At 61.5% G+C, this 24487-nt stretch carries 22 protein-coding genes; 9 read left to right on the top strand and 13 right to left on the bottom strand.

Features of this window, described 5'->3' with window-relative positions; all coding sequences use genetic code 11:
• Positions 1-9: 9 nt before the first annotated feature.
• On the bottom strand, positions 10-1071 hold the full coding sequence (gene rfbB / locus ACZ9H4_RS05760; RefSeq protein WP_408324913.1) for a dTDP-glucose 4,6-dehydratase: 1062 nt from the start codon (positions 1069-1071) through the stop codon (positions 10-12).
• Between the two features lie 494 nt (positions 1072-1565).
• Entirely contained in the window at positions 1566-2477 is a 912-nt protein-coding gene (locus ACZ9H4_RS05755; protein WP_408324914.1) for a GDP-mannose 4,6-dehydratase, read from the bottom strand.
• Between the two features lie 202 nt (positions 2478-2679).
• Here ACZ9H4_RS05755 and ACZ9H4_RS05750 point away from each other — a divergent pair, with 202 nt between their 5' ends.
• Positions 2680-3552, top strand: a complete 873-nt coding sequence (locus ACZ9H4_RS05750) for a symmetrical bis(5'-nucleosyl)-tetraphosphatase (RefSeq protein ID WP_408324916.1) — start codon at positions 2680-2682, stop codon at positions 3550-3552.
• Between the two features lie 123 nt (positions 3553-3675).
• On the opposite strand, the gene ACZ9H4_RS05745 is transcribed toward ACZ9H4_RS05750, so the two are convergent.
• The 8 genes from ACZ9H4_RS05745 to ACZ9H4_RS05710 form a co-directional block, all read right to left on the bottom strand.
• Positions 3676-4509 carry a lysophospholipid acyltransferase family protein gene (locus ACZ9H4_RS05745; protein WP_476118452.1) on the bottom strand — a complete coding sequence of 278 codons (834 nt, stop codon included), beginning with the start codon at positions 4507-4509 and terminating at the stop codon, positions 3676-3678.
• Between the two features lie 65 nt (positions 4510-4574).
• The gene (locus ACZ9H4_RS05740; protein WP_476118451.1) at positions 4575-5855 is read right to left on the bottom strand and encodes a dihydroorotase; all 1281 of its coding nucleotides are present in this window, start codon (positions 5853-5855) and stop codon (positions 4575-4577) included.
• A gap of 167 nt (positions 5856-6022) precedes the next feature.
• Positions 6023-7048, bottom strand: a complete 1026-nt coding sequence (locus ACZ9H4_RS05735; RefSeq protein WP_121316675.1) for an aspartate carbamoyltransferase catalytic subunit — start codon at positions 7046-7048, stop codon at positions 6023-6025.
• 187 nt (positions 7049-7235) lie between these two features.
• Positions 7236-7754, bottom strand: coding sequence for a bifunctional pyr operon transcriptional regulator/uracil phosphoribosyltransferase PyrR (pyrR, locus tag ACZ9H4_RS05730; RefSeq protein ID WP_408324918.1), 519 nt, complete (start codon positions 7752-7754; stop codon positions 7236-7238).
• Complete coding sequence (gene ruvX / locus ACZ9H4_RS05725) at positions 7741-8181, bottom strand: Holliday junction resolvase RuvX (protein ID WP_408144374.1); 441 nt, start codon at positions 8179-8181, stop codon at positions 7741-7743. Before ruvX ends, pyrR begins: the two co-directional genes overlap by 14 nt.
• Positions 8178-8756 (bottom strand): YqgE/AlgH family protein, encoded by a 579-nt coding sequence (locus tag ACZ9H4_RS05720; protein ID WP_408144372.1) that lies wholly within the window; start codon positions 8754-8756, stop codon positions 8178-8180. Before ACZ9H4_RS05720 ends, ruvX begins: the two co-directional genes overlap by 4 nt.
• 241 nt (positions 8757-8997) lie before the next feature.
• Positions 8998-10419 carry a FimL-related protein gene (locus tag ACZ9H4_RS05715; protein ID WP_476118450.1) on the bottom strand — a complete coding sequence of 474 codons (1422 nt, stop codon included), beginning with the start codon at positions 10417-10419 and terminating at the stop codon, positions 8998-9000.
• Positions 10420-10669: 250 nt separating this feature from the next.
• Entirely contained in the window at positions 10670-10840 is a 171-nt protein-coding gene (locus tag ACZ9H4_RS05710; RefSeq protein WP_006047743.1) for a rubredoxin, read from the bottom strand.
• A gap of 289 nt (positions 10841-11129) precedes the next feature.
• Here ACZ9H4_RS05710 and ACZ9H4_RS05705 point away from each other — a divergent pair, with 289 nt between their 5' ends.
• The 3 genes from ACZ9H4_RS05705 to cysC all read left to right on the top strand — a co-directional run bounded on the left by ACZ9H4_RS05705 (position 11130) and on the right by cysC (position 14046).
• Positions 11130-11990: a hydroxymethylpyrimidine/phosphomethylpyrimidine kinase gene (locus tag ACZ9H4_RS05705; protein WP_408144369.1), complete on the top strand. Its 861-nt coding sequence runs from the start codon at positions 11130-11132 to the stop codon at positions 11988-11990.
• A gap of 200 nt (positions 11991-12190) precedes the next feature.
• Positions 12191-13402: a sulfotransferase family protein gene (locus ACZ9H4_RS05700; protein WP_408324921.1), complete on the top strand. Its 1212-nt coding sequence runs from the start codon at positions 12191-12193 to the stop codon at positions 13400-13402.
• Between the two features lie 17 nt (positions 13403-13419).
• Positions 13420-14046, top strand: coding sequence for an adenylyl-sulfate kinase (gene cysC / locus ACZ9H4_RS05695; RefSeq protein WP_408152945.1), 627 nt, complete (start codon positions 13420-13422; stop codon positions 14044-14046).
• A gap of 140 nt (positions 14047-14186) precedes the next feature.
• Here cysC and groL read toward each other — a convergent pair whose 3' ends face one another.
• On the bottom strand, positions 14187-15827 hold the full coding sequence (groL, locus tag ACZ9H4_RS05690; protein ID WP_408144363.1) for a chaperonin GroEL: 1641 nt from the start codon (positions 15825-15827) through the stop codon (positions 14187-14189).
• A 54-nt stretch (positions 15828-15881) separates the two neighbouring features.
• Positions 15882-16172, bottom strand: a complete 291-nt coding sequence (gene groES / locus ACZ9H4_RS05685) for a co-chaperone GroES (RefSeq protein WP_007178996.1) — start codon at positions 16170-16172, stop codon at positions 15882-15884.
• A gap of 658 nt (positions 16173-16830) precedes the next feature.
• Between groES and ACZ9H4_RS05680 the strand changes: the two genes are divergently transcribed.
• The 5 genes from ACZ9H4_RS05680 (at position 16831) to ACZ9H4_RS05660 (ending at position 22680) form a co-directional block, all read left to right on the top strand.
• The gene (locus ACZ9H4_RS05680; RefSeq protein ID WP_408144361.1) at positions 16831-17112 is read left to right on the top strand and encodes a CppA family protein; all 282 of its coding nucleotides are present in this window, start codon (positions 16831-16833) and stop codon (positions 17110-17112) included.
• A 38-nt stretch (positions 17113-17150) separates the two neighbouring features.
• Positions 17151-17555, top strand: coding sequence for a DUF2471 domain-containing protein (locus tag ACZ9H4_RS05675; RefSeq protein WP_476118448.1), 405 nt, complete (start codon positions 17151-17153; stop codon positions 17553-17555).
• A gap of 1584 nt (positions 17556-19139) precedes the next feature.
• A complete protein-coding gene (locus ACZ9H4_RS05670; protein ID WP_408144357.1) occupies positions 19140-20285 on the top strand; it encodes a glycosyltransferase in 1146 nt (381 codons plus the stop codon).
• Positions 20286-20307: 22 nt separating this feature from the next.
• Complete coding sequence (locus tag ACZ9H4_RS05665; RefSeq protein WP_408144491.1) at positions 20308-21396, top strand: glycosyltransferase family 4 protein; 1089 nt, start codon at positions 20308-20310, stop codon at positions 21394-21396.
• A 138-nt stretch (positions 21397-21534) separates the two neighbouring features.
• Positions 21535-22680 carry a glycosyltransferase gene (locus ACZ9H4_RS05660; RefSeq protein WP_476118446.1) on the top strand — a complete coding sequence of 382 codons (1146 nt, stop codon included), beginning with the start codon at positions 21535-21537 and terminating at the stop codon, positions 22678-22680.
• A gap of 315 nt (positions 22681-22995) precedes the next feature.
• Here the strand turns inward: ACZ9H4_RS05660 and ACZ9H4_RS05655 are convergent, their stop codons facing one another.
• Positions 22996-24477 carry an MOP flippase family protein gene (locus tag ACZ9H4_RS05655; RefSeq protein WP_476118444.1) on the bottom strand — a complete coding sequence of 494 codons (1482 nt, stop codon included), beginning with the start codon at positions 24475-24477 and terminating at the stop codon, positions 22996-22998.
• Positions 24478-24487: the final 10 nt, after the last annotated feature.

Here is a 24487-nt window from a genome sequence, read left to right as displayed (position 1 = left end):
GCCGTGCCTTTACGCGCGCTGCGCGTAGTTGGTCTCAACCCACTTGCGATATTCGCCCGAGGCGACTTCGTCGGACCAGGCCTGGTTGTCCAGATACCATTGGACCGTCTTCGCGAGCCCCGTCTCGAACGTTTCCGCCGGCTTCCAGCCGAGTTCGCGTTCGAGCTTGCGAGCGTCGATCGCATAGCGGCGGTCGTGGCCCGGACGATCCTTCACATACGTGATCTGATCGCGATACGAAGCGCCCGCCTTCGGACGCAGCTGATCGAGCAGGTCGCACAGCGTGTGCACGACTTCGAGGTTCTTCTTCTCGTTCCAGCCGCCGACGTTGTACGTCTCGCCCGGCGTGCCGCGCGCGAGCACTTCCCGGATCGCGCTGCAATGGTCGCCGACGTACAGCCAGTCGCGCACGTTCTGGCCGTCGCCGTACACCGGCAGCGGCTTGCCGCCGAGCGCGTTGGCGATCATCAGCGGAATCAGTTTTTCGGGGAACTGGTACGGGCCGTAGTTGTTCGAGCAGTTCGTCGTCAGCACCGGCAGGCCATACGTGTGATGGTAGGCGCGCACGAGGTGATCGGAGCCCGCCTTGGTTGCCGAATAAGGACTGTTCGGCGCGTACGGCGTGGTTTCGGAGAATTGCGGATCGGTAGCGGACAGCGAGCCGAACACTTCGTCGGTCGACACGTGCAGGAAGCGGAATGCCGCCTTATCGGATTCGCTGAGCGTGTTCCAGTAGCTGCGGGTGGCTTCGAGCAACGTGAAGGTGCCGACCACGTTGGTCTGCACGAAGTCGGCCGGGCCGTGAATCGAACGATCCACGTGGCTCTCGGCGGCGAAGTGCAAAACGGCACGCGGCTTGTGCTCGGCGAACAGCGCGTCGAGTGCCGCGCGATCGCAGATATCCGCGCGCACGAAGACGTGCCTGGGATTGCCCTGTTGCGACTTGAGCGTGCCAAGGTTGCCAGCGTAGGTCAGCTTGTCTACGTTGAGCACCGCTTCGTCGGAGGCATCGAGCCAGTCGAGCACGAAATTGGCGCCGATAAAACCGGCGCCGCCCGTTACCAGGATCATGAAATTCCCTTCTAGATGTTAGTGGCAGGTCGGAATGGGTTCGCCGGCCTGCTCACCCCATGTGGTGATGTTCCGACTCTGCAGGCGCCCGTTTTCTCCGTCCTTACGCACGCAGACGCTCAGACGCCAATTTTATGATGCCCCGATTATAAAGCCGCCCCCGGCAAAAACTAGCAACCCTAACAACTTGAAACAGCTTGACAAGTTTAGTTGCCATTGACCTGAATTATGAGATTTTTGATGTGGGACGCCTGCGGGAGCCGGTGTTGCAGGCCGCGTCGAGGCGCATGCAGCGATGCCTGCGTGGCGGGAAAGATGGCGCGTCGTGTTGCGCCCGACGAGCGAAGCACAATCAGCGGAAAGCGACCACCGTGCACGCGCCCATGCCCGAAACGGCATGCAGGCGCGTGCACGACGACGCAATAGCAGACTGCAGTCGGCTAGCGATGAGCAACGCAAATAGCGATGCGATCGCTAATCGCGGATGCCGCGCGTTATGCAGCGAGCATCCATCGCAGCGTTTCGATGAACGGAATCGACTCGACCGCCGGCACCAGCGTGCGCAATTTGGCCGGCGAACCGGCCAGCACCTTCACGTCGGTTTTGCGCACGAATGCGGAATTGATGCGAACTTCGATCTCATGCCCGGTCAGCTCGCTGGCCGCCGAAAGAATGCTGCGCAACGTGTAGGGCGTTCCAGTGCAGACGTTGACGGTTTCGGATGCGGTATCGGAATCGAGCAGCGCTTCGTACGCGCTCGCCACGTAACGCACGTCCGAGAAGTCGCGCGCGACGTCGATGTTGCCGAGTTCGATCGACGGCGCGCGGCGCGCGAAATGCTCGACGATCTTCGGCACGAGGAAGTTCGACGCCTGGCCCCGACCGGTGTAGTTGAACGGCCGCACGATCAGGATCGGCAAGCGCTCGAACCACGTGCGCACCATTGCTTCCATGGCCGCCTTGCTGGCCGCATAGTGATTGACCGGCGTGAGCGGAAAGCTTTCGTCGATCGCGTCACCCGTCACGTTGCCGTAGACATTCGCGCTGCTCGCGATCAACACCTTGCGCGGCGTGTGGCCGACGGCGTCGCACGCCTCCAGCAGATTCAGCGTGCCGAGCACGTTGACGCGGTAGAAGTCGAGCGGATCGCTATGGCCCACGAAGCTGATCGCGGCGAGGTGCACAATGTAGTCGGGCCGTGCGGTCTCGATCACGCGCCGGCAGGCCTCCGGCGACGTGATGTCGAGCCTGAGCCGCGTCGGCGTTTCAGGTTCATCGCGGCTGGCCGTCGTTTCGATCACGGTGTGGCCGCGGCCGAGCAGCTTTTCAACCAGATAGCGGCCGGTGAAACCGCTCGCACCGGTGACGAGCGTGCGGATAGGTGGCTTCGCATGGATAGACGACATGCATTCTCCGTTCACGGGGGTCATCCTGTTGTGTTGCAATATCGCGCGCAGTGCACGCGAGGCCGCCTGCTAGCGGCAGCCGACGCGGCCCGGCGCGAAACCGAAGCATCAAACGGGCTATTATGTCACGCTAGCATGTTGCACTGCCCAACGCGGCACGCCTCGTGCGTCACCGCGAGTATCGAACCGCACCGACTCCTTGATGACACCCTCAACCACTTCCACTGCCTCCTCTCATTTGGTCCCTTTGGCTTTCGGCGATCTGCAGGGCTGCCGCAAGCCGTTCCAGCAACTGCTCGCCAAGGCCGCGCCGCCGGCCGGCACGCCGCTGTGGTTCGCGGGCGATCTGATCAACCGGGGCTCCGAATCGCTCGCCACGCTACGCGACGTGATCGCGCTCGGCGAGCGCGCCGTGCCGGTGCTGGGCAATCACGATCTGCATCTGCTGTCGGTGTCGGCGGGGATTCGCAAGTCGAAGAAAGGCGACACGATCGACGAGATCCTCGCCGCGCCCGACGCCGCCGACCTGCTCGAATGGGTGCGCCACCGCCCGCTCGCTTACTTCGAGAATGGCATGCTGATGGTGCATGCGGGCGTCCTGCCGCAATGGGACGTGAACCTGACGCTCGAACTCGCCGACGAGTTGCAGCGCGCGTTGCGCGCACCGAACTGGAAAGAAACGCTCGCCGGTTTGTACGGCAATGAGCCCAATCGCTGGAAGCCTGGCCTCAAGGGCATCGACCGCTTGCGCGTGACGTGCAGCGCGTTGACGCGCATCCGCTTCTGCGATGCCGACGGCGCGATGGATTTCAGCAGCAGCGGCACCTTGAACTCCGCGCCGTCGGGCTGCGTGCCATGGTTCGACGTGCCGTCGCGCAAGACAGCGGACGTGACCGTGGTGTTCGGTCATTGGGCCGCGCTCGGTTTGCTGATGCGTGAGAACCTGATCGGACTCGATTCGGGTTGCGTGTGGGGCGCGAAACTGTCCGCGGTGAGGCTTGCGCAAGATCCCGCACAACGCACGCTGACGCAGGTCGACTGCGAGTCCTGCCGCGTGCCGGGTGGCGGCAACTAGACCTGTGCGAGCCGGTGCGTGGAAAACGCGCCGGAGCGCCAGAGAGAACGCTGAAGCAGACGCCGGCGCAAGTCGCGCGGCCCGGCGTCAAACCCGGCGCTCAAGCCGGCACCCGGCCAGACATCAAGCCGAATGGCCCGACCGGTCGGCGGGCTCGATCATCGCGCCCGTCGCAGCGGACAACGTGGTCTCTTCCGCCACTACCGCCCCCGCATTTGCGGTGCCTCGCTGCATCTCCCGCAATGCTTCGCCGATGATCGCTTCCGCTTGCGCAGCCAGCGCCCGCCGGTCCGCGCCCGCCGCGAGCGGCTCGCCCACATACACGTGCGCGGTCAGCGGCCCGCCGCGCAACAGCAGGTTCAGCGAATCGGCAAGCGACAGGTCGTCGATATACGCGGGCGCCGTGGACTGCCGGCCCTGCGCGTCTTCATACATGATGCACAGCGGCTGCACGGGCGCCGCCGCCGACACCGCCGCCTGGAACATATTCGCGTGAAACGGCAGCAGCGCGAGCCCGTTGGACGTGGTGCCTTCCGGAAACACGCACATCAGCTCGCCGGCGCTCAGACGGTCCGACAACTCGTGCATGATGCGCTTCGCGTCGCTGCGCTTCTCGCGCTGGATGAACACCGTATCCAGTTGCTGCGCGAGCCAGCCGACCACCGGCCATTGCCGGATCTCCGCCTTCGACACGAACGGCGTGGGCCGCCACGCATTGATCACGTAGATGTCGATCCACGAGATGTGATTGGCGACCACCAGCGCGCCGCGGTCGAGCCGTGCATTGTCGTTATGCACGACGAGCCGCATGCCGCACAGGCGCAGCATTTTCAGCGACCACGCGCGATTGAGCGCGTGGCGCCGTTCAGCGCCGGCGCCGGGAAAACGCGTCGCCACGGTCCACATGCCGTGCAGCAGATGCGCGATCAGACGGGCTTTGCGTAACGCGAGCTTCATGGTCGGGGCGTTCCGTGACTGGACAATGGACCGTGCGTGTTATGAGCGACGCGATGCCGTGGCGATCAACGCTGCTCGAACGCGACGTGACCGGATACGATGGTCGCCCGCACGCGCGCCGGCAGTTCGTAGCCGAGGAACGGCGAGTTGTGCCCCTGGCTCTTCAATGCGCGCGGCTCGACGCGCCAATGCGCGTGACGGTCGAACACGCAGAGGTCGGCCACCGCGCCCACCGCGATGCGGCCGGCCGCGCTCAGATCGAGCACGTCGGCCGGCGCCGCCGTGATGCGGTTCAGCGCCTTGGCGAGCGGCACGCCCGCTTCGTCGGCCCATTTCACCGTTAACGACAGGAACAGTTCCAGCCCGGTTGCGCCCGGCGTGGCTTCGGCGAACGGCAGCAGCTTTTCGTCGTCGTCGACTGGCGTGTGGTCGGAGCAGATCGCGTCGATCGTGCCGTCGACGAGACCCGCGCGGATCGCTTCGCGATCGCGCTGCTGACGCAGCGGCGGGTCGAGACGGAACTGCGCGTCGAAGTAACCGATGTCGAGATCAATCAGGTGCACGTGATTCACGGTGACGTCGCACGATACCGGCAAGCCCTCGGCCTTCGCCGCGCGCATGAGCGCAATGCCCGCCGCCGACGACACATGCGACAGATGCACGCGCGCGCCCGTCACGCGCACCAGTTCGAAGATAGTGTGCAGCGCGATCGTTTCCGCCGATACCGGCACGCCCGAGAGCCCGAGCCGCGACGCCAGCGCGCCGCTCGCGGCGACGCCGCCCTTGCCGAGGTAGGCGTCGACCGGACGCAGCCACACGGTATAGCCGTAAGTCTTCGCGTATTGCAGCGCACGCATCAGCACCTGGGTGTCGACCACCGGCACGTCGGCCTGCGAGAAGCCGATGCAGCCCGCCTCCGTCAGTTCGACCATCTCGGTGATGACCTGCCCCTTCAAGCCGACTGTCAACGCGCCGAGCGGATACACGTGCGCCTGGTTCAGGTTGCGCGCGCGAAACTTGAGCATCTCGACGAGGCCCGGTTCATCGAGCGTCGGGTCGGTGTCCGGCGGACAGACGAGGCTCGTCACGCCGCCCGCGAGCGCCGCGGCCATTTCGGATTCGAGCGTCGCCTTGTGTTCGTAGCCAGGCTCGCGCAAACGCGCGGACAAGTCGACGAGACCCGGCGCGATGTGCAGGCCCTTCGCGTCGATCGTCTTCGCCGCGTGGAAGTCGGCCGGCGCCTGGCCGATGGCGACGATCTTGCCCGCCGCGATAAAAATGTCCTGCTGCTGTTCGGTGCCCGCTGCCGGGTCGATCAGCGTGCCGCCTTGAATATGAATCTTCATGCGCTGCCTTATGTTCAGCTTGGTGGTTCAGCTTGGTGGTTCAGCTTGATGTTCAGCCAGGTCACGCGTGACTTACCGCGTGGGTCGTACAGTGTGTGGGTGCCGGGATAACGGTGTGACTCGATGCCGCCACGCCTGTTGCAGCGCGGCGCCCGAATCTGGCGAACTCAATCGTGATTGCCCGCGACGATGCCCATCACCGCCATGCGCACCGCGATACCGAATGTCACCTGATTCAGAATCACCGATTGCGGACCGTCGGCCACCTGCGAATCGATTTCGACGCCGCGGTTCATCGGACCGGGGTGCATCACGATCGCGTCGGGCGCGGCGAGCGCGAGACGCTCCGGCGTCAGGCCCCAGCTCTTGAAGTACTCCTGCGCCGACGGCAGCAAGGCGCCGCTCATACGCTCGTTCTGCAAGCGCAGCATGATGATCACGTCGACGTCCTTCAGGCCTTCGTCGAGATTGTGGAAGACCCGCACGCCCATCTGTTCAAGGCCGCCCGGCAGCAGCGTGCGCGGACCGATCGCGCGCACTTCCGGCACGCCAAGCGTAGTCAGCGCATGGATGTCCGAACGCGCGACCCGAGAATGCAGAATGTCGCCGACGATCGCCACGCGCAGCTTCGTGAAGTCCTTCTTGTAGTGGCGGATCGTGTACATGTCGAGCAGACCCTGGGTCGGGTGTGCGTGACGGCCGTCGCCGGCATTGATCACGTGCACGTGCGGCGCGCAGTGCTGGGCGATCAGGTAAGGCGCGCCGCTCGATGCATGGCGTACGACGAACATGTCGGCATGCATCGCCGACAGGTTGTTGATCGTATCGAGCAACGACTCGCCCTTGCTGGTCGACGACGCGTTGATGTTCAGATTCAGCACGTCCGCCGACAGACGCGTCGCGGCAATTTCGAAGGTGGTGCGGGTGCGCGTCGAGTTCTCGAAAAACAGGTTGAACACCGACTTGCCGCGCAACAGCGGCACCTTCTTCACTTCACGGTCGGTCACGCTGACGAACTGGTCGGCGGTGTCGAGAATCTGGTTGACGATCGCCTTCGGCAAACCCTCGATCGACAACAGATGTTTGAGCTCGCCGTTTTTCGTGAGCTGCGGGTTGCCCTTCAGGAAGCCATAGCGGAAGCGCTCGCTGGCGCTGTCGGCGGAATCCTGCGGGGCCTGGGTGGCGGTGTTCATGGTGTACCTGCTTCAAATACGGGCTTCAACGTGATCGATGTCGATGCTGACTGCGTGTGACGATTTCGCGCCGGCCTTCGCGCGCCATGCGGCGGCGGCCGGCTTCGGATTCTTTTTGGCGTGGTTTGCCCGATGCGTGACGCGACGCGCGGCCGGTTGCGGCGCCGTGCACCGTGTCGCGACCGGTTCAATCGACGCGTGCTTCAGTGTGAAAAGTGAAACGCGGTGCGCCCGCTTCGCCGTTCTCTTCGCGGGCCAGCACGAGCGTGGCGTCGGCGGGCACGTTCACCACGCCGCCGACGAAGCGCGCCGCCACCGGCAACTCGCGCCCGCCGCGATCGGCGAGCACCGCCAGTTCGACCGACGCCGGACGGCCATAGTCGTACAGTTCATTGAGCGCTGCGCGAATCGTGCGGCCGGTGTACAGCACGTCGTCGACCAGCACGATGCGCGCGCCGTCGACCGAAAACGGCAGCGAGGTCGGGCTCGCCTGCGAATGCAGGCCTTTTTTCGCGTAGTCGTCGCGGTGCAGCGCGACGTTCACCACGCCGAAGCTCGGCAGGTTCAGGTCGCGCGCGAGCCGCTCGGCAAGCCACGCGCCGCCGCTGTAAATGCCGGCCAGCACGAAGCCGGGCTGATCGCCGTACACCGCGCGAATCTGGTCGAGCAACGCGCGATAAAGCGCTTCGGCGTCAATGGAGCTCATGATCGTCGGAAAGTCCGTCTAGATATTGCTGGAGGATGATGCTGGCGGCTTCGGCGTCGAGCATATCGGCGCGGCCTTTGCCGGCGCGGATTTCCGCTTTCGCCTCGACCGACGAATAGCGCTCGTCGATCCACGTCACCGGCAGATTGAAGCGGCCGTTCAGCTGATTGCCGAAGCGCTTCGCGAGTTGAGTCATTTCGTGGGGCGTGCCGTCCGGGTGCATCGGCAAGCCGACTACCAGCGCGTCAGGCCGCCACTCGGCGATCAGCTTGCCGACTTCTTCGAAGCGGTATTCGCGGCTGCGGTTCTGCACGATGACGAGGGGACGCGCACTGCGCGTCAGCGAATTGCCGACCGCCACGCCGATGCGTTTTTCACCGTAGTCGAACGCAAGCAGCGTCGCCTCACGTCCGGCCGGCAGGTTCATGCGTGGCCCGCCTCGCCCGAGAGCATCGACAGCGAAATGCCGAGCAGCGCGAGCGCGGCTTCGAGACGCTCTTCGGCGGGCACGTCGAAGATGATTTTCGGGTCGGCTTCGACCGTCAGCCAGCCGTTCTTCGAGATCTCTTCTTCGAGCTGACCCGCGCCCCAGCCGGCGTGGCCGAGCGTGAGCAGGAAACGTTCCGGACCGGTGCCGCTTGCAACGGCTTCGAGCACGTCTTTCGAGGTGGTCATTTCCAGACCGCCCGGCACCGACATCGACGAGGTGTACGCGTTGCCGTCTTTCGGATCGTGCAGCACGAAGCCGCGCTCGGTTTGCACCGGGCCGCCGAAATACACGGGCACATGGAGAAGGGGTTCGATTTCGAGCTTGAGGTCGATGCGATTGAAGAGCGCTTCGAGGTCGATGTCGGTCGGCCGGTTGATCACGAGGCCGAGCGCGCCGCGCTCACTGTGATCGCAAAGGTAGACCACCGTTCCTGAAAACGTCGGATCGGCCATGTTCGGCATGGCGATCAGGAACTGGTTGGTCAGATTGATGCGATCGGTACTCTTGGACATAGTTCGGATTTTAGCAAAGACGATGCAGGATGGCGGGCTTTGAGCGTGGAACCGCGATGCGTGTCATGAAACATGCCGCGAGCCATCGACGACGAATCAAGTTGCACTCTATCACGCACGCGGGCCTGAGCCACGGTGTGGGTGAGGCATGTGGGCGGTACGGGGCGGGGTTTTGACCTGGCGGGGGTGGCAGGGTCGCGGGAACGTGAGGTTCGGACAAGGAACCGGCCCCAACAGCAACTCACCCACCGCCCTGCTCGATCGCACGCGTCAGCGTGGCGAGCGTCGTCTGCGTGAGGCCGCCGCCCGGTGGCACGACGCCCGCGGCGACCTTGTGCAGCGTCGCGCGCAGCGCTTCGGCCGCCTGTTCGAGCGTGCCGGCCGCTGGCGCGCCGACGATCACATGCGCACGAACCGCCGGCGTCGACACCCCCGCGTGCGCACGCCGGCGCCACGCGAGCCCGAGCGCATCGGCCAGCAGCGCCACGTGGCCGAGACCCAGCGCGCACGCGGCGGAACCGAGCCGGTAGGCGGCATCGCCGGCCTGCAGCGCTTCGCTGGGATCGGCCTTCTCCGGCTGATCGGCCGCGCGGGCGTGCTCGGTCAATGCGGCGATCGACGCGTCGGCCGTCTGCAGGAAATCTTCGTAGGCGTTTGCGTTGACCGTCAGCACGCCCAGATCGCGGGTCAGCGAGACGCGCGCCGCGCTGATCGACTGCGCCTCGAGCGCGCCCGCTTCCCAGAGCATTTCGGACGACTGGGTGCCCGCCACGTGCCAGTCGACGGTCAGGCCGTAGTCGTGCAAGACCTCGACCTGATCGGCATCTTCCGCCGCGGCGCCGAACAACGCGTAGTCGCGCCACAGGAGCGCCAGGGTCGCGCGCACCAGCGAGTGCGGTGCACGTTCGACGCCGCGCGCGTGGTCGGCCAGTGCCAGATTGCAGCGCGCGTAGAAGCGCCGCGCCTCGGTTTCGCCGGTCGCGTGGCCGCCGACCCGCAGGGCCTTCGCGCAGGCTTTGGCGAGACGCCAGAAGTCGTAGGGGTCCGGGCCGGCGAGCTCGGTGAAAACCGCGTCCAGTTCGTCGAGGGCCGCGTTGGTGACGGCCAGCACCGCCGCGCTGCCCGTGTCGGCCTGCGAGCGGAGCACCGGCAGCAGCGCGCGCTCGTAGCGCGCGCGCAGATGGGCCAACTGATCGGCGGACTGCGCGTGCAGCGACGCCGGCGGCACCGGACGCGCGCTCAGCGCGAGATCTTCGAAAGCGACGGTGGAACCGGGCGTGTGCTCGGACAGATGCGCACAAAGCGCGCGGTAATGATCGAACAGCTTGGGCGAGCAGCACAGCTCGCGCAGATTGTGGCGCTCGAGCGCGGCGCGAAAGTCGCGCAATGCCGCACCGAACACGGGCCGCGTGCTGTAGGCGTCGGACGGATCGCCCGTTGTGAGCGGCGAAAGCCGCACCAGCGCATCCGCGAAACGCTGTGCGCTGAGCCAGCCGGCGCCACGCAGCGCCTGCGACGCACGCAGCAGCGCCGACGCGCTCTCGTGATTCTGTTCGAATGCCAACGACGCTTCGGCCAGCGCCAGCTCCGCGGGCCGGACAGCACCGCCGCGGGGATTGGGCAAAGCGTCGAAGGAAACGGGTGCAGCGGATCGAAGAGTCATGGGCAGGCGACACGAAGCTGACGGGCCGTCGCTTCACGCTGCGCGCAGACTGATCGGCTAACGCGCGAACCGGCGACAGGACAATGACAGACTACCGTTGCGACACGGCACAGTCGACGATGTTCCGCGCCGACGCGGTGGGGCAGGATTAAGGGCACCGACGGTGCAGCAGCGGGCAAATGGCGGCTGCCGCTTGCGTGCAATACACGCCGCGGGCCCCGGCCGGCCAATGCCGGCTACCCGACCGATTTCAGATCTGGACCATTTCGAAGTCTTCTTTGCGCGCGCCGCATTCCGGGCAGGTCCAATTGATGGGAACGTCCTCCCAGCGCGTGCCCGGCGCAATGCCTTCGTCCGGCAAACCGGCTTCTTCGTCGTAAATCCAGCCGCAAATCAGGCACATCCAGCTTTGATATTCCATTCTTGTGTCGCGTCGTAGAGTCCGTGGAAACGGGAGCCATGATGGTACCGTGTTGCCGCCCCAATGCCTAGCAATCAGAAACGCGGAGTCGCCGCGTGTGGCGGCACCCCTCTGGCGTTGCGCGTGCCAGTTGCGACGGTACGCGCGGCGTACCGCCCGACGAGCAGCCGCCCGCTGACGGCATCCGGCTCGCGCGTGCAAAAAAACGCCCCCGCAACGGATTAGGCCGCATAATTGAGCCGATTGCGCACCTCCCGCGCCAAAATCCTGCACCTTTTTGTCAATCTTCATGCCCAGCGACACGCCTCCGATCGTCCTCACCTTCGGCCTTTCCGACCCCACCGGCGGCTCCGGCCTGCAAGCCGACCTGATGACCCTTGCCAGCATGGGCTGCCACGGCGTTTCCGTGCTCACGGGCTACACCGTGCGCGATTCGGCGAGCTGCGACGAAGTCACCGGGCTCGACCCCGAAGTCGTCGCGACCCAGGCGCGGATGCTGCTCGAAGACATGCCGATCGCCGCGTTCAAGGTCGGCGCCTGCACGCGCGCGGAAGTGGTGAGCGCGATTGCCGAAGTCGTCGCCGATTACGACGACATTCCGCTGATTCTCGCCCCCGACTTCACACTCGACGACGAGCACGTGCTCGCCGCCGACGAACTGCGCGAAGCGATCGCCGATCTGCTCGCGCCGCAAACCACCCTGCTGGTCGCCGATTCGGCCACGCTCCTCGCGCTCGCCCAGCCGGACGGCGACGCCGAAGCGCCGAGTCTGGACGCCGCGATCTCGCATCTGCTGTCGCAAGGCTGCGAATACATTCTGTCGACGGAAACCGGCACGCACCGGCTCGTCAATACGCTCTTCAGCGAAGACGGCCAGTTGCGCCAGGACATGTGGGACCGTGGCAGCCATCGGATCATGGGCCTCACGGACACGCTCGGGTCGGCGATCGCGGCACTGCTGGCCAATGGCCAGGAACCTGCGGAAGCGGTGCGCGAGGCGCAGGAGTATCTGTATCAGGCGGTGCGCAACGCGTTTCGGCCTGGCATGGGCGCGTATATGCCGGACCGTTTCTTCTGGGCGCGCAGCAGCGACGACGAAGCGCCACCGACCGCCGGCAAAGACGCCGCGCCGGATGAAGCGCGGCACTGACTGCTCACGCGCGGTGGAAACCGCATGTATCAAACCCGCATTTATGCGGGTTTTTTTATTTCCGGCCCCGCCTTATCGATTTAGCATAAATTCTGCTTGCACGGCATTACGGTGCGCTGTATCGCGTAATTAAACGTTACAACGTGGTCGTAGGCGCCACGCTAGACTTGACGATTCACGAACTTGACATATGTCTCCATATGCCCTTTCCGATTTTTTTCATCCATCCTCCCAAAAGCGGCGGTTCCACCGTCATTTCATTTTTCGATCTGAATGTGGGTAAAGACCGGTTCGCGAATTTCGTGTGGGATCGGGAAGGTTGGGGAAGCTGCCGCGCCAAACTGCTGGAAAGCGGGATCGGCGGCGGCCATCACCCGTATGGCATGCACCGGACAATCAAGCATCCGGTGCGCTACTGCACCATTCTGCGCGACCCGCTCGCGCGCCAGATATCGCACTACTGGTATGCCGCGAGTGGCAAGAACGGCGAAGTGAAGCGAGGGGTGAGCGTGTCGATGCCCGAGGCCCTCGTCCAGCAAGGCGCGATGTCCCTCGACGAATGGGTCGGTGAATCGCTTGCCGGGAAGAATCTGTTTGTCCAGATGCTGAGCGGTCATTCCGTGCTCAACGAAAGCAGCCTTGCGGCCGCGCAAAGCCATCTTCGCCAGCACATCGGCACGGTCGGCCTCTGCGAGAACATGAGCGAATTTCTGCTCCGGCTCGCCGGTATGAACGGATTGAAATTACCGTTCTATTTCGAAACCAATAGAACGATCGGCACGCCGAAAGGCAACAGCCCTTTAAGCGATGCAGCCAGACAAAAGTTTCTGGAAGACAATCGCCTCGATTACGAACTTTTTCACGACGCCAAACGGCTGATCCAAAGCCAGGTGGATGAAGGGGGCGACGTCTTTTCGAATGCGCTGGAGCTGGTCCAGGTTATTCAGAAGGAAATCAATCGGCTTGAAAACCCGCACATCTACAGTTCGATGGTTTTCGGCTTCGACGAAGCGTTCCTCGCCAAAGTCGAGAGCGTCATCCGCCGATTCGACCTCGCGCCGATCAATGCCTACCTGGAGTTCGCGCAAAGCCGCCAGCCCGTTCTCGCAGACATGTTCGAAGGTTTCGTCGACACGGTTTACAACGGCGCCGTGACGGGCTGGGCCGTCAATCTCAGCCGGCCGGAAGAAAAAGTGCCGCTCGAGGTCCGGGTGGGCGACGAGGTCGTCGCGAGAGGCTGGAGCGGCGAGTCGCGCCCCGACGTGGCTGGCGCAGGCTACCCGAGCGCCCACAGCGGATTCTCCATTCCGCTGCCGGCCCATCTCCAGGGCGGCTTTCACGTTGCAATCGCAAATTCGCCCGAGAGCCTGAACAACGCGGGAATCTGGCAACAAGGCTGGCACTGCGCCTGAGCGCCGAGGAACTCACCATGGAACAGCCCCACACTTTCGTGCAGCGTTGCCACGGCGCGATCGGCACTCAGGACCGGATGCGCATCTTTCGTCAAAGACCGGTCACGGTCTGGCTCACCGGTCTATCCGGAGCGGGCAAGTCCACGATCGCCTTCGAACTGGAACGGCAACTCGTCGGCTTGGGCCATGCCTGCTACGTGCTCGACGGCGACAACGTCCGCCACGGCCTGGCTCGCGATCTCGGCTTCGACAGGAAAGATCGACACGAAAATATCCGCCGCGTGGCGCATGTAGCCCAACTGATGAACGATGCGGGCCTCATTGTCATCACCGCGCTCATCTCGCCGATGCGTGAAGACCGGGCGATGGCGCGCGATATTATCGGGCGAGACAAATTTATCGAGACCTATCTCTCCGCGCCGCTCGACACTTGCGCACGACGCGATCCGAAAGGTCTCTATGCGAAAGCCTTGTCCGGCGAAATCAGTTCGTTTACCGGCGTATCGGCCCCTTATGAAGCCCCGGACGACCCCGAGCTTCGCATCGATACGGCCGCTCTGACGCCAGGAGAAAGCGTCGCACGCATATTCGCCCACTTGCGTGAGAACTCGCTGGCGACTGCGGGCCAGGAAGCCGGCGCGTAACGACGCAAGCGCCACCCGCTTTCACTCGTCTCAAAAGAAAAAACCCGCATTTCTGCGGGTTTTTTCTTTTGAGAAGCACGCCTTGCGACGTACTTCCCCATGCACTTCCAACCGGGCCTCGCAAGGAGGCCCAAGCGGAATTACATGTCCATGCCCATGCCGCCCATGCCGCCGGGCATACCGCCAGGCATCGGTGCATCTTCCTTCGGCAGTTCGCAAACAGCCGCGTCGGTCGTCAGCAGGAGACCAGCAACCGATGCTGCGTTTTGCAGCGCCGTGCGCGTCACCTTCGTCGGATCCACGACACCTGCGTCAACCAGGTCGACGTACTCGCCGGTTGCTGCGTTGTAGCCGTAGTTGCCTTGGCCAGCAGCAACCGCTGCCACCACGACGCTGGCTTCTTCGCCACCGTTCGTGACGATCTGGCGCAGCGGCTCTTCCATCGCGCGCAGCACGATCTTGATACCTGCGTCCTGATCGGCGTTAGCGCCCTTCAGGCCGGCGATTGCCGTACGTGCACGGATCAGCGCGACGCCGCCGCCAGCCACGATGCCTTCTTCCACAGCTGCGCGCGTTGCGTGCAGTGCGTCTTCGACACGTGCCTTCTTTTCCTTCATTTCGACTTCGGTCGCAGCGCCGACCTTGATCACTGCAACGCCGCCTGCCAGCTTGGCAACGCGCTCTTGCAGCTTTTCACGGTCGTAGTCCGACGTTGCTTCTTCGATTTGCGTGCGAACTTGCTTCACACGTGCTTCGATGTTGGCAGCTTCGCCAGCGCCGTCGATGATCGTCGTGTTTTCCTTGCCCACTTCGATACGCTTTGCCTGGCCCAGTTCAGCCAGCGTTGCCTTCTCGAGCGTCAGGCCGGTTTCTTCAGCGATGACCTGACCGCCGGTCAGGATCGCGATGTCTTCCAGCATCGCCTTACGACGATCGCCGAAGCCCGGAGCCTTCACAGCAACGGTCTTCAGGATGCCGCGGATGTTGTTCACCACCAGCGTTGCCAGTGCTTCGCCTTCGACGTCTTCAGCGATGATCAGCAGCGGACGGCCAGCCTTCGCGACTTGCTCGAGTACCGGCAGCAGATCACGGATGTTCGACACCTTCTTGTCGTGCAGCAGCACGAACGGGTTTTCGAGCACAGCAACTTGCTTGTCCGGGTTGTTGATGAAGTACGGCGACAGGTAGCCGCGGTCGAATTGCATACCTTCGACAACGTCCAGCTCGTCTTGCAGCGACTTGCCGTCTTCAACGGTGATGACGCCTTCCTTGCCGACCTTGTCCATCGCTTCAGCGATACGGTCGCCGATCGACGAATCGCTGTTGGCCGAAATCGAGCCGACTTGCGCGATTTCCTTGTTGGTCGTGCACGGCTTGCTGATCTTGCGCAGTTCTTCGATCGCTGCGAACACAGCCTTGTCGATACCGCGCTTCAGGTCCATCGGGTTCATGCCCGATGCGACATACTTCATGCCTTCGCGGACGATCGACTGAGCCAGAACCGTTGCGGTCGTGGTGCCGTCACCTGCGTTGTCGCTGGTCTTGGAAGCGACTTCCTTGACCATTTGCGCGCCCATGTTCTGGAGCTTGTCTTTCAGTTCGATCTCTTTTGCGACCGACACACCGTCCTTGGTGACCGTCGGGCCGCCGAAGCTGCGTTCCAGGACAACGTTGCGGCCCTTCGGACCCAGCGTGACCTTCACAGCGTTCGCGAGAATGTTCACGCCTTCGACCATCTTGGCACGGGCGGAATCACCGAATACGACGTCTTTAGCTGCCATCTTCTAACTCCTTGAATTCTTTGGATATGACCGGGAAAAGTAGCGGCTTTGCGCTTACTTCTGCACCACGGCCATGATGTCTTCTTCGCGCATCACGAGCAGTTCGTTGCCGTCGACCTTGACGGTCTGGCCTGCGTACTTGCCGAACAGGACACGGTCACCAACCTTCACGTCGAGCGCGATTTGTGCACCCTTGTCGTCACGCTTGCCCGGGCCGACTGCGAGGATTTCGCCTTGATCCGGCTTTTCCGCTGCGGCTTCGGGGATCACGATGCCCGACGCGGTCTTGGTTTCTTGATCCAGACGTTTGACGATCACGCGATCATGCAAAGGACGAAGGTTCATACATACTCCTCTCTTGATTGAGACTGAAGAACGCTGAGAAAACCCGGTTGGCCTAGCCAACCGGCGATGTTGTTAGCACTCTCGTGCAGCGAGTGCTAATTATATGGATGGGTGGTGACAAATTCAAGAAGGGATGGCGCGGCATTGGCGAGATTCATGTCGAGACTCGCTTAACTTTGAAGGTTGTTCACTTGAGTCTGAACTCGCGATCCGTATCCGGACGCCGCAGTGAGGCGCACCTCCCATAAAAAACAACCACTTAGGTATGAAATCCCTGTTTTTACGGGGTGACACGTGCAGCACGACACCCAAGCGTTTTGGGCAGCATCCATTCGCAAATCTTGGGGATCAACTCTTTGCGATCAGTATTCACTCAAGGGTAAACACTGGAGTGATCTTACCGTTAGGCACGCTGGGTAGGTCGAAACATGATGCGAGCGGCGGCCACTATCCTATCGCTCACTGCGTCCGGCGGCTTCGGATTCAGTGGCTCGATCAGTTCATCGAGCCATCCGACAAAGGCAGCGCAAAGGTAACAGCGCATCGACCTTGATCGCCACCTTTTCTTTCCGCCGAGTCCAACATCCTGCGAATTGACTTGCATCCTGGCCAAATACTGTATAAATTCACAGTACTGTTTTTATATACAGGATCGGTCATGAACCAACTCATCCGCATCTTGAACGACGGTGATCGCGAAACGCTTGCGTGGTTGCGCAAGCATGTCGGAGACGTGCGCGTGGCTGCTGCTGCGCGACATCTCGGAGGCAACGGCAAACCGTACCTGTCCGCGGTGTGCCGCTATCTTGGCGTACGTCCGCCAACGCCTCATCAACATAGCCGGCCCGTTGAAGACTGCACGGTCGGCGACAACTATCTTGCCCAGATCCGCCAGTTGTTGGCACAGCGAAACCAAATGTTGTTGAAGCGTCAACTTTGATGCTGCGAGTTACCGCAAGCCCTCAGGAAAATAACGGCATGACTAACGACTCTGCTCTTGATATGGATGTCCACGACATCAATCCTGTCGCCTTCGAACGCGCCCTCCGCAGCGCGTCGCTCGACCTCCAGCAGATCATTGCCACGGTCGCAGGTCGTTACCTCGACAGCGGCCGTCGCCGTTACTCGAGTCACGCGCGATTGCCGACCTGGCGCACGCTGCTGACAATCGACGAACAGGTCTTTGAGAATCGGGGCTTCCGGTCGAGGCACAACGAGACCGTACGCGCGACGTTTGTCCGGTTTGAGGACAGTCGTTTGTCCGGGATGGATCTGGACGAACCCGTCGACTGGCGACGTGACGACGACAACTTGCCTGCCGTGTACCTGCTCGTGCGCGCAGTGGTACAGGCCGAATCTACCGATGTGGCCACTCAGGACTAATGCGCCAATATCGGCCGTTGGCCGAGCTTTGTTCGCTCAGGTTTGCCCCGGCGTTGCAGAAGACAGGGAGGGCAGTGGAATAATTTCCCTCAAAAACAGCGACCTGCCAGGATTTGCCCGCCCGTTTCAAGTCGGGCCTGCGGATCCGCGAACGGCTGCGCGGCGGGGACATACGCCGAACTATCTGCGGATGACCAATGACGAGGGAATACCTTTGGCGCGGAAATAGCGGCGAAAAATGCAATCCCGCCTCGGGCGAGTCGATCGCCGGCTCTGTCGGCGCAGCCGCCACTTTCAGAGGCCCGTTCTGAAAACTGCTGCAGAACAAATTTTCGAGTCGCCGCCGCGCCCACGAAACGAAGTCGGTCTTGCAACCGGGAAAGTAAGTTTTCGTCCTGCCCCCCTCGCGCTTACTTACGTCTGAGCATCCACGCCGTTATGCTCTGCGATCCAGGCAAATCAGCTCACAGTCACAACGACCTTCCCGAACCGCGCACATGACACTGCGTGCGGCGTCGGATGCATCTGGTTCGCCAACTAAAAATAAAAAGGCAAGCAACATGTCCATCGCGCCGCCAGCCATCAGATATGAGAAACGAAAGCGCCGAACGTATAACGAATCGTCTCGCGTGCACGTTCCGTCGTAAATTTCGCCACTGCTGATGAATCTCCGGATGCAATCCGAAATATCCATCTTTAAACGCCACCCGCCCCCGAGCCTGGCGATCAACCTCTATCGACCGTTTCATACGACGGGCCGCCCGGCTCAATGAGTAGTCGATGCAAGCGCGAAATTCGCCGGCTATGCAGAGGGTGCAAGAACCATCAATTCGTTATCCGCCCAAGGAGCGTACGCGATAACACCTGCGCCTGGTGTCGCGCGTCGGCGTCGCCCACCAGCCTGATTGAAATCGCGTCTTCGACAATAGATTCGAAAAGCGTGGAAGAGCACGAAATACGCCGCACGCCGCGCACCTCCTGCGACTCCGCCTGACTTCCCGGTCAGCCTTCACCCGGCGTCGTACTGCGTCTATTCAACCCCATCCAGTGTCGGCATGCCTCGTCCCGCCGTTGACCACCCACGTCGCCTCCCGCTCGAGGCTGTGTGAAAACGCAAAAGTACTCAGTTTTCAGGTGTCGCTTTACCCTTCCCAAGTCACTGCCAGGCCAATACAGCGCGATCTGAAGGGCCGATTTTTTCGAGAACCTCATCCAACACGCGTTTTCACACAGCCTCGCTCGAACCCGAACGCGCAATTTGCCGCGCTTTTCACCGTTCGTCTCCTTGCTTGATTTGATCTGCTCAATAGCAAATTCGCTTTCCCGGGACGAGCTCATTCCGGTATCCGTCTATCCGGGTTTCAGCGTGCGCTATCAGACAGAGCCATGACTCCCGTGAGGGGAAGATCACCCTGCGCCAGTGCTTCCATCTAAGGAAGCTCTGCAAAAGTCCCGCATTTTGATGACATTGGGCTTCGATGATTTCCATCACTGAAGAACCGATTGAAAACGGACCGTGTGAACACGCATTCAGTTGGACAGTCCCAACTCGCCTAACACAATCTCGATAACGGGATCAGACATATGAAAGACATCGTGCATATCACGGAAGCCTTCGGAGGGGGGGTTCTGTCGATGCTGACCGAGCTTTCCAACCGCGCCGCAGAAGCGGGGGCGAATGTATCCGTGATTTATTCGTTACGGCGAGAAACGCCTGCAAACTTCGAAAGTCTGTTTCATCCTAAAGTGAAGATGACCCATGTATCGATGTGCAGAGAGATCAGTTTCAAGCAAGACTGGTCGAGCCTGCTCGCGCTAGTTCATAATTTACGCGATCGCAACCCGCAGGTCATCCACCTTCACTCGTCGAAAGCAGGTGTTCTCGGACGAGCCGCAGCCAAAATAGCGTCCCCTCACGCCAAAGTATTTTATTCACCGCACGGCCCGGCCTTTCTCCGGCGTGATGTATCGCGTGCGAAGCAGTACACCTATTTGAGCTTTGAACGTCTCGCCAACTTCATTGGCGGAACGATCGTTGCATGTTCACGTAGTGAACTTCATGAAATCAAAGGCCGGGTTCACGCGCGCTCGTCGATCCTGATCGAGAACGGCGTCGATACGAATGAGATCCCCCAGCGTTGCAAACGAAGTGACGACAAGGTGGTGATCGGCATGACGGGCCGCGCTTCGTTCCAGAAGAACCACGAAGTGTTCCTCAAGCTGGCGAACGAATTCCGCGATCCCGCCGTGAGCTTTGTGTGGATCGGTGGGACCGAAGAAGAAGTGCCGGACGCTTACCGCGGCGACGCCGTCACATGCAGCGGCTGGGTCACCCGTGCGCGTGCATTGGAGCTGATGTCACAGCTTGACGTCTATGTTCAGACGTCACGCTGGGAGGGAATGCCGATGGCGCTAATCGAAGCTCAAGTCGCGGGTATCCCCGCGGTTGTGACCAACGTTGTGGGCAATCGCGACATTGTCATTCATTGCGTTACCGGCTTTGTGGCGTCCAACGACGAAGAGTTGGCGAAATATCTCGCACTGCTGCGCGACAACCCGACACTTCGTCAGCAAATGGGCGCCGCAGCGAGAAAGCGGGCTATGGAGCGCTTTTCAATGGACCTGATCTTTCGCGAATGGCAACTGCTTTATGGCCTGGCCGACGAGCGCAATACCCGCAATGAGCCGTTGATCGTTGACATCGCTCATCCTTATGACGTCAATAGTTAACCGGAGATCACGGTTGAAAAACATGCAACCTGCCGCACCCTCATTCATCTACAACGGTCGATTCGCTACTCAGAAGACGACCGGGGTACAGCGCGTGGCGCGTGAACTGATCGCCGCGCTTGGACATCTGCCGGACAATGGTGGCGTTACCGTCGTCGTTCCACCGCAGCCGGAACTGCAGTCCGTGGATGGTACCCATTTAGTCAAAATCGGCTTTGGAAAAGGCGTGTTCTGGGAACAACTCGTTCTTCCCGTATTTGCGGGCCGCCACCGGATTGTCAATCTCAGCAACTCGGCCTCGATCTTTCGTCTGAATCAGGTCATCTACATGCACGACGCGGCGGTATTCGATGTGCCGGCGCACTTCTCGCGGCGCTTTCGCGCATGGTACCGATTCATGTTCTGGATTCTGGCGCGAACGTCGAGTTGCGTGGTGACCAATTCGGATTTCTCGCGGCAGCGCCTCGCGCACCATTGCGCTGTGCCCGCTGAGCGCATCAGTGTCGTTCCGCTTGGGGCGGATCACCTGGATGCGATCACGCCCGACGCAAGCGTCCTGCAAGAACACGGCCTGGTATCGAAGCGTTTCGTCCTTGCGGTCAGCAACATGAACCCCACCAAGAACTTCGGCCGCATTCTCGAATCCTTCCGCCAGCTCAACGATCCTTCGATTGATCTGGTCATTGTCGGCATGAAGAACGCGAGCGTGTTCGGAGACGTTCAGGACATGCGAGCCATCGCGCCCAACATCAAAGCCGTGGGGTATCTCAACGACCAGAAGCTGAAGGCCCTGTATCAGCATGCGCACTGTTTCGTTTATCCATCTATTTACGAAGGATTTGGCATTCCACCGCTCGAGGCGATGCGCTGCGGCTGCCCGGTCATCGTGGGCCGCTCGTCGGCATTGCCGGAAACTTGTGGCGACGCAGCGCTCTATTGCGACCCCTACTCATCAGAAGATCTTGCAGACAAGATGCGCACGCTGCTCCGCATGCCCGACATCAGATCGGCGATGATCGAGCGTGGCTATTCGCACGCAGCCAGGTTCCGCTGGGACACCAGCGCCGAGATGCTCCGGCAAGTCATCAATCGATCCTGGCGAAACACATAACAGCGCTTCGCAGTCTTCCGGCCGGACCTTCAGGTTCAGTCCGGCCGACGTGCCCGCCGGGCATATTCCGAGTTAAGGAGAACATCAGTGAGGCTGGGCATTTATTGCGATTCGGGTGTCAACGGCGGTCACGAAGAAATGCTCAAGCGACTGGTTCTCGCGCTTGTGAAGTGTCCGGCAATTGTCAGCCTTTATATTCTGGTACCGACCCAGAACAAGCCAATGTCCGATTTTGCCAGGGATATTGCGGCAGAGCATCGTCAGGTCGTCGTCACCTCGTTACCCTTCACGACCGAGTCGATTCACGGCAATCCTCTGGCGTTATTGGCGACATCGTGGACCACGGCGGCCAAACTGCGCACGCTGAATCTGACGAAACTCGTGATCGCTCAAGGCACGATCGTGTCGGCAATCGCCGGCTTGCTCGCCGCGCGCCTGGCTCGCACGACTGCCGTCAGCTACATTCCACTGATAGACGATGCCGCGCAAGCGGACGCGCCGATTGCGGAGCGCGTCAAATCGCGGGTTAAACGCGCGCTGTACCAATTGCCGCACCAGTACATCACGCTCAACGATCATCTGCGCGAAAAACTGCTGAAGCAGGCGCCGGACACGCCCGCCGCGATTCTCGAAAACTACGTCGACAATCGATTCAGCCGTTCCACGCTTACCCGTGAAACGGCGCGTAGCTCACTCGGCCTGCCACAAAGCGGAAAGTTCATTTGCGCGCAGATTGGCCGGATTCACTTTCAGCATAAGCGGCAAAGCTTCCTGCTCGCTGCCATCGAGAAGCACCCCGACGCCTTCGCGAATAGCATTGTGCTCATCGTGGGTGACGGCCCCGACGCGGATAAATTACGGCAAGCTGTGCAAGGGAGCGAAGTTCTGTCGCGTTGCGTCCGAATCATCGGTCCGCAATCCGACGTGCTGCCGTACATCCTGGCGAGTGACGTCGTCGTGTTGCCCTCGGCCTACGAAGGCGTGCCGCTTGTGATGATCGAGGCGGTTCTGGCGGGGCGCCCCATCGTGGCATCGCAGGTATCGGCACTCGGATCGTATTTGCCGGCCGAATTGCTGTTTCCTGTTCACGATCAGGACGCGTTCGTCGAAAAGATCTTTTCCGCACCGGCCTATCCGCTCTCCGGGCTGACGGATTCTTTCCGGGTGAGATTCTCTCGTGAAGCATTCGATGCCCAGGCGCAGGAAGTATTGCTGCAGCCCGTGCCGCAACGTCGCGTGGCGGGCCATCTCGAGCACAATACCGCGGATCTCGGCACAAAGTAGCGCGCGGTCGGTCCAGCGGCAACGTTGCACCGAAAATTACCGCACCAAGAGCACTCTCCACGGCTTTGATCATCACGACGCGATGTCTTGATGATCAAAGCCGTTCTGGCTAGGCATCCCGTGGGGGCATCGCAGGTATCGGCGCCTGGCACGTACTTGCCGGGCGCATTGCTGTTTCCTGTTGATGATCCATCAGGATACGTTCGCCGAAAGATTTTTTCCGCCCCCCCCACCGCCGATCCATTCTCCGAACTGGCGGATTCTTTGCGGGCGCGGTTACCTCGCGACGCGCGCGACGCTCAGGCGCAGGAAGTATTACTGCAGCCCCTGCCGCAACACCACGTTGCGCACCATCTTGAGCACAATGCCGCGGATCTCGGCACAAAGTAGCGATCGGTCCAGCAGGAATGTTGCACCGAAAACCAAGGCACCCAGCGCAATTTCCACGATTAGCTTCACGCCGGGGTGCACGGCCCCCTGAAGCAGGCCGGAAGCGATCCAGACGCTCGCCACCATCGGCGCCGTCATTCGCAGCGGAATGAAGCAGGCATTGAGATACTCGCCGAGACTCGGACCCAGCACGCGCTTGATCAAGAGCAGATACATCGGCAGGAATGCGATCACTTCGACCGTGAGTAACCCGAATGCGACGCCCAGTGCACCACCCAGATAAGCGCCAATGATAATGGCGGGCACCATCGTCGCGGTTTTCGCCAGGTTGAACCAGAAACTCAGCCGGATCTTGCCCGTCGCCATCATCAGCGAGGTGACCGGATGGCCTATGGAACGGAATGCCCCAACCAGACAAAGCAATTGCATGATCGGTGTGATCCAGAGCCATTTCGCACCGAACATGCTCACGACAAAATCTGGGCCCGCGATCAGAAGCCCAAACACGAGCGGAAAGTTGAACATCGCCATGAAACCCGTCAGCTTGAAGTAGTTCGTACGAAGCTTCGCCGTGTCATCCTGGATGATCGAAAAGACAGGAAAGAGTACGCGCGTGAAGAACGGGTTGAGACGCGCCGGAAAACCGACGGCGCAATTGTGTGCCAGGTTAAAGCCACCAAGCGTAGCCGCGCCCAACGACCGGCCCGCCACGATGCCGCCGAAATTGAAGTTCAGGTAGAACACCATCGCGTCCATGGCCTGGAAGACGCCAAAGCCTAGATACGACCTCGTGTCCGCGAGTCGGAACCGCCATGCAGGCTTGTGCAGCTTGCGCCCGCTGACATTGAGCATAACCGTACGACATGCCGTTCCGGTCAGTGCACCGATAATCGGCGCGTAGGCGCCATAGCCGCGCATCGCGAAGACAACCGTCGTGACGAACAACATCAGCGTGGACGCAACCTCGATCTTCGAGAGCATATTGAACATCAGCTCCCGCTCCATCAGCGACCGGTACTGCAAACCATGCGGCGAGATGAAGAACAACAGTGCAGCGAGACCCACCAGCGACTTGAGCTCCGGCTCCGAGAAAAACCACGCCGCGAGACCGCTTCCGGCGAGCAGGATTCCGCCCAGAACCGCACCGAACATGACATTGAGCCAGTACAGCGAAGACAGCTCCTGCGTGGTCACGTTTTTACGCTGTACGATCGCCGTGCTCAATCCCATGTCGAGAAACATGTCCGCCAGCGTCGTGAACAGCGACACCATGCTCACCAAACCCAACTCGGCTGGCCTGAGCAGGCGCGCCAATATGGCCACCTGCACGAACTGCACGCTGACCGTCAGGACCATTGACGTCGCCGACCACTTCGCCCCGGAAATCGCTTTTTCTCGTAGTGACATCACTTTCCTA

This window comes from Paraburkholderia sp. TE9906 (genome assembly GCF_056279605.1).
This window is presented reverse-complemented; position numbering and strand designations above follow the sequence as displayed.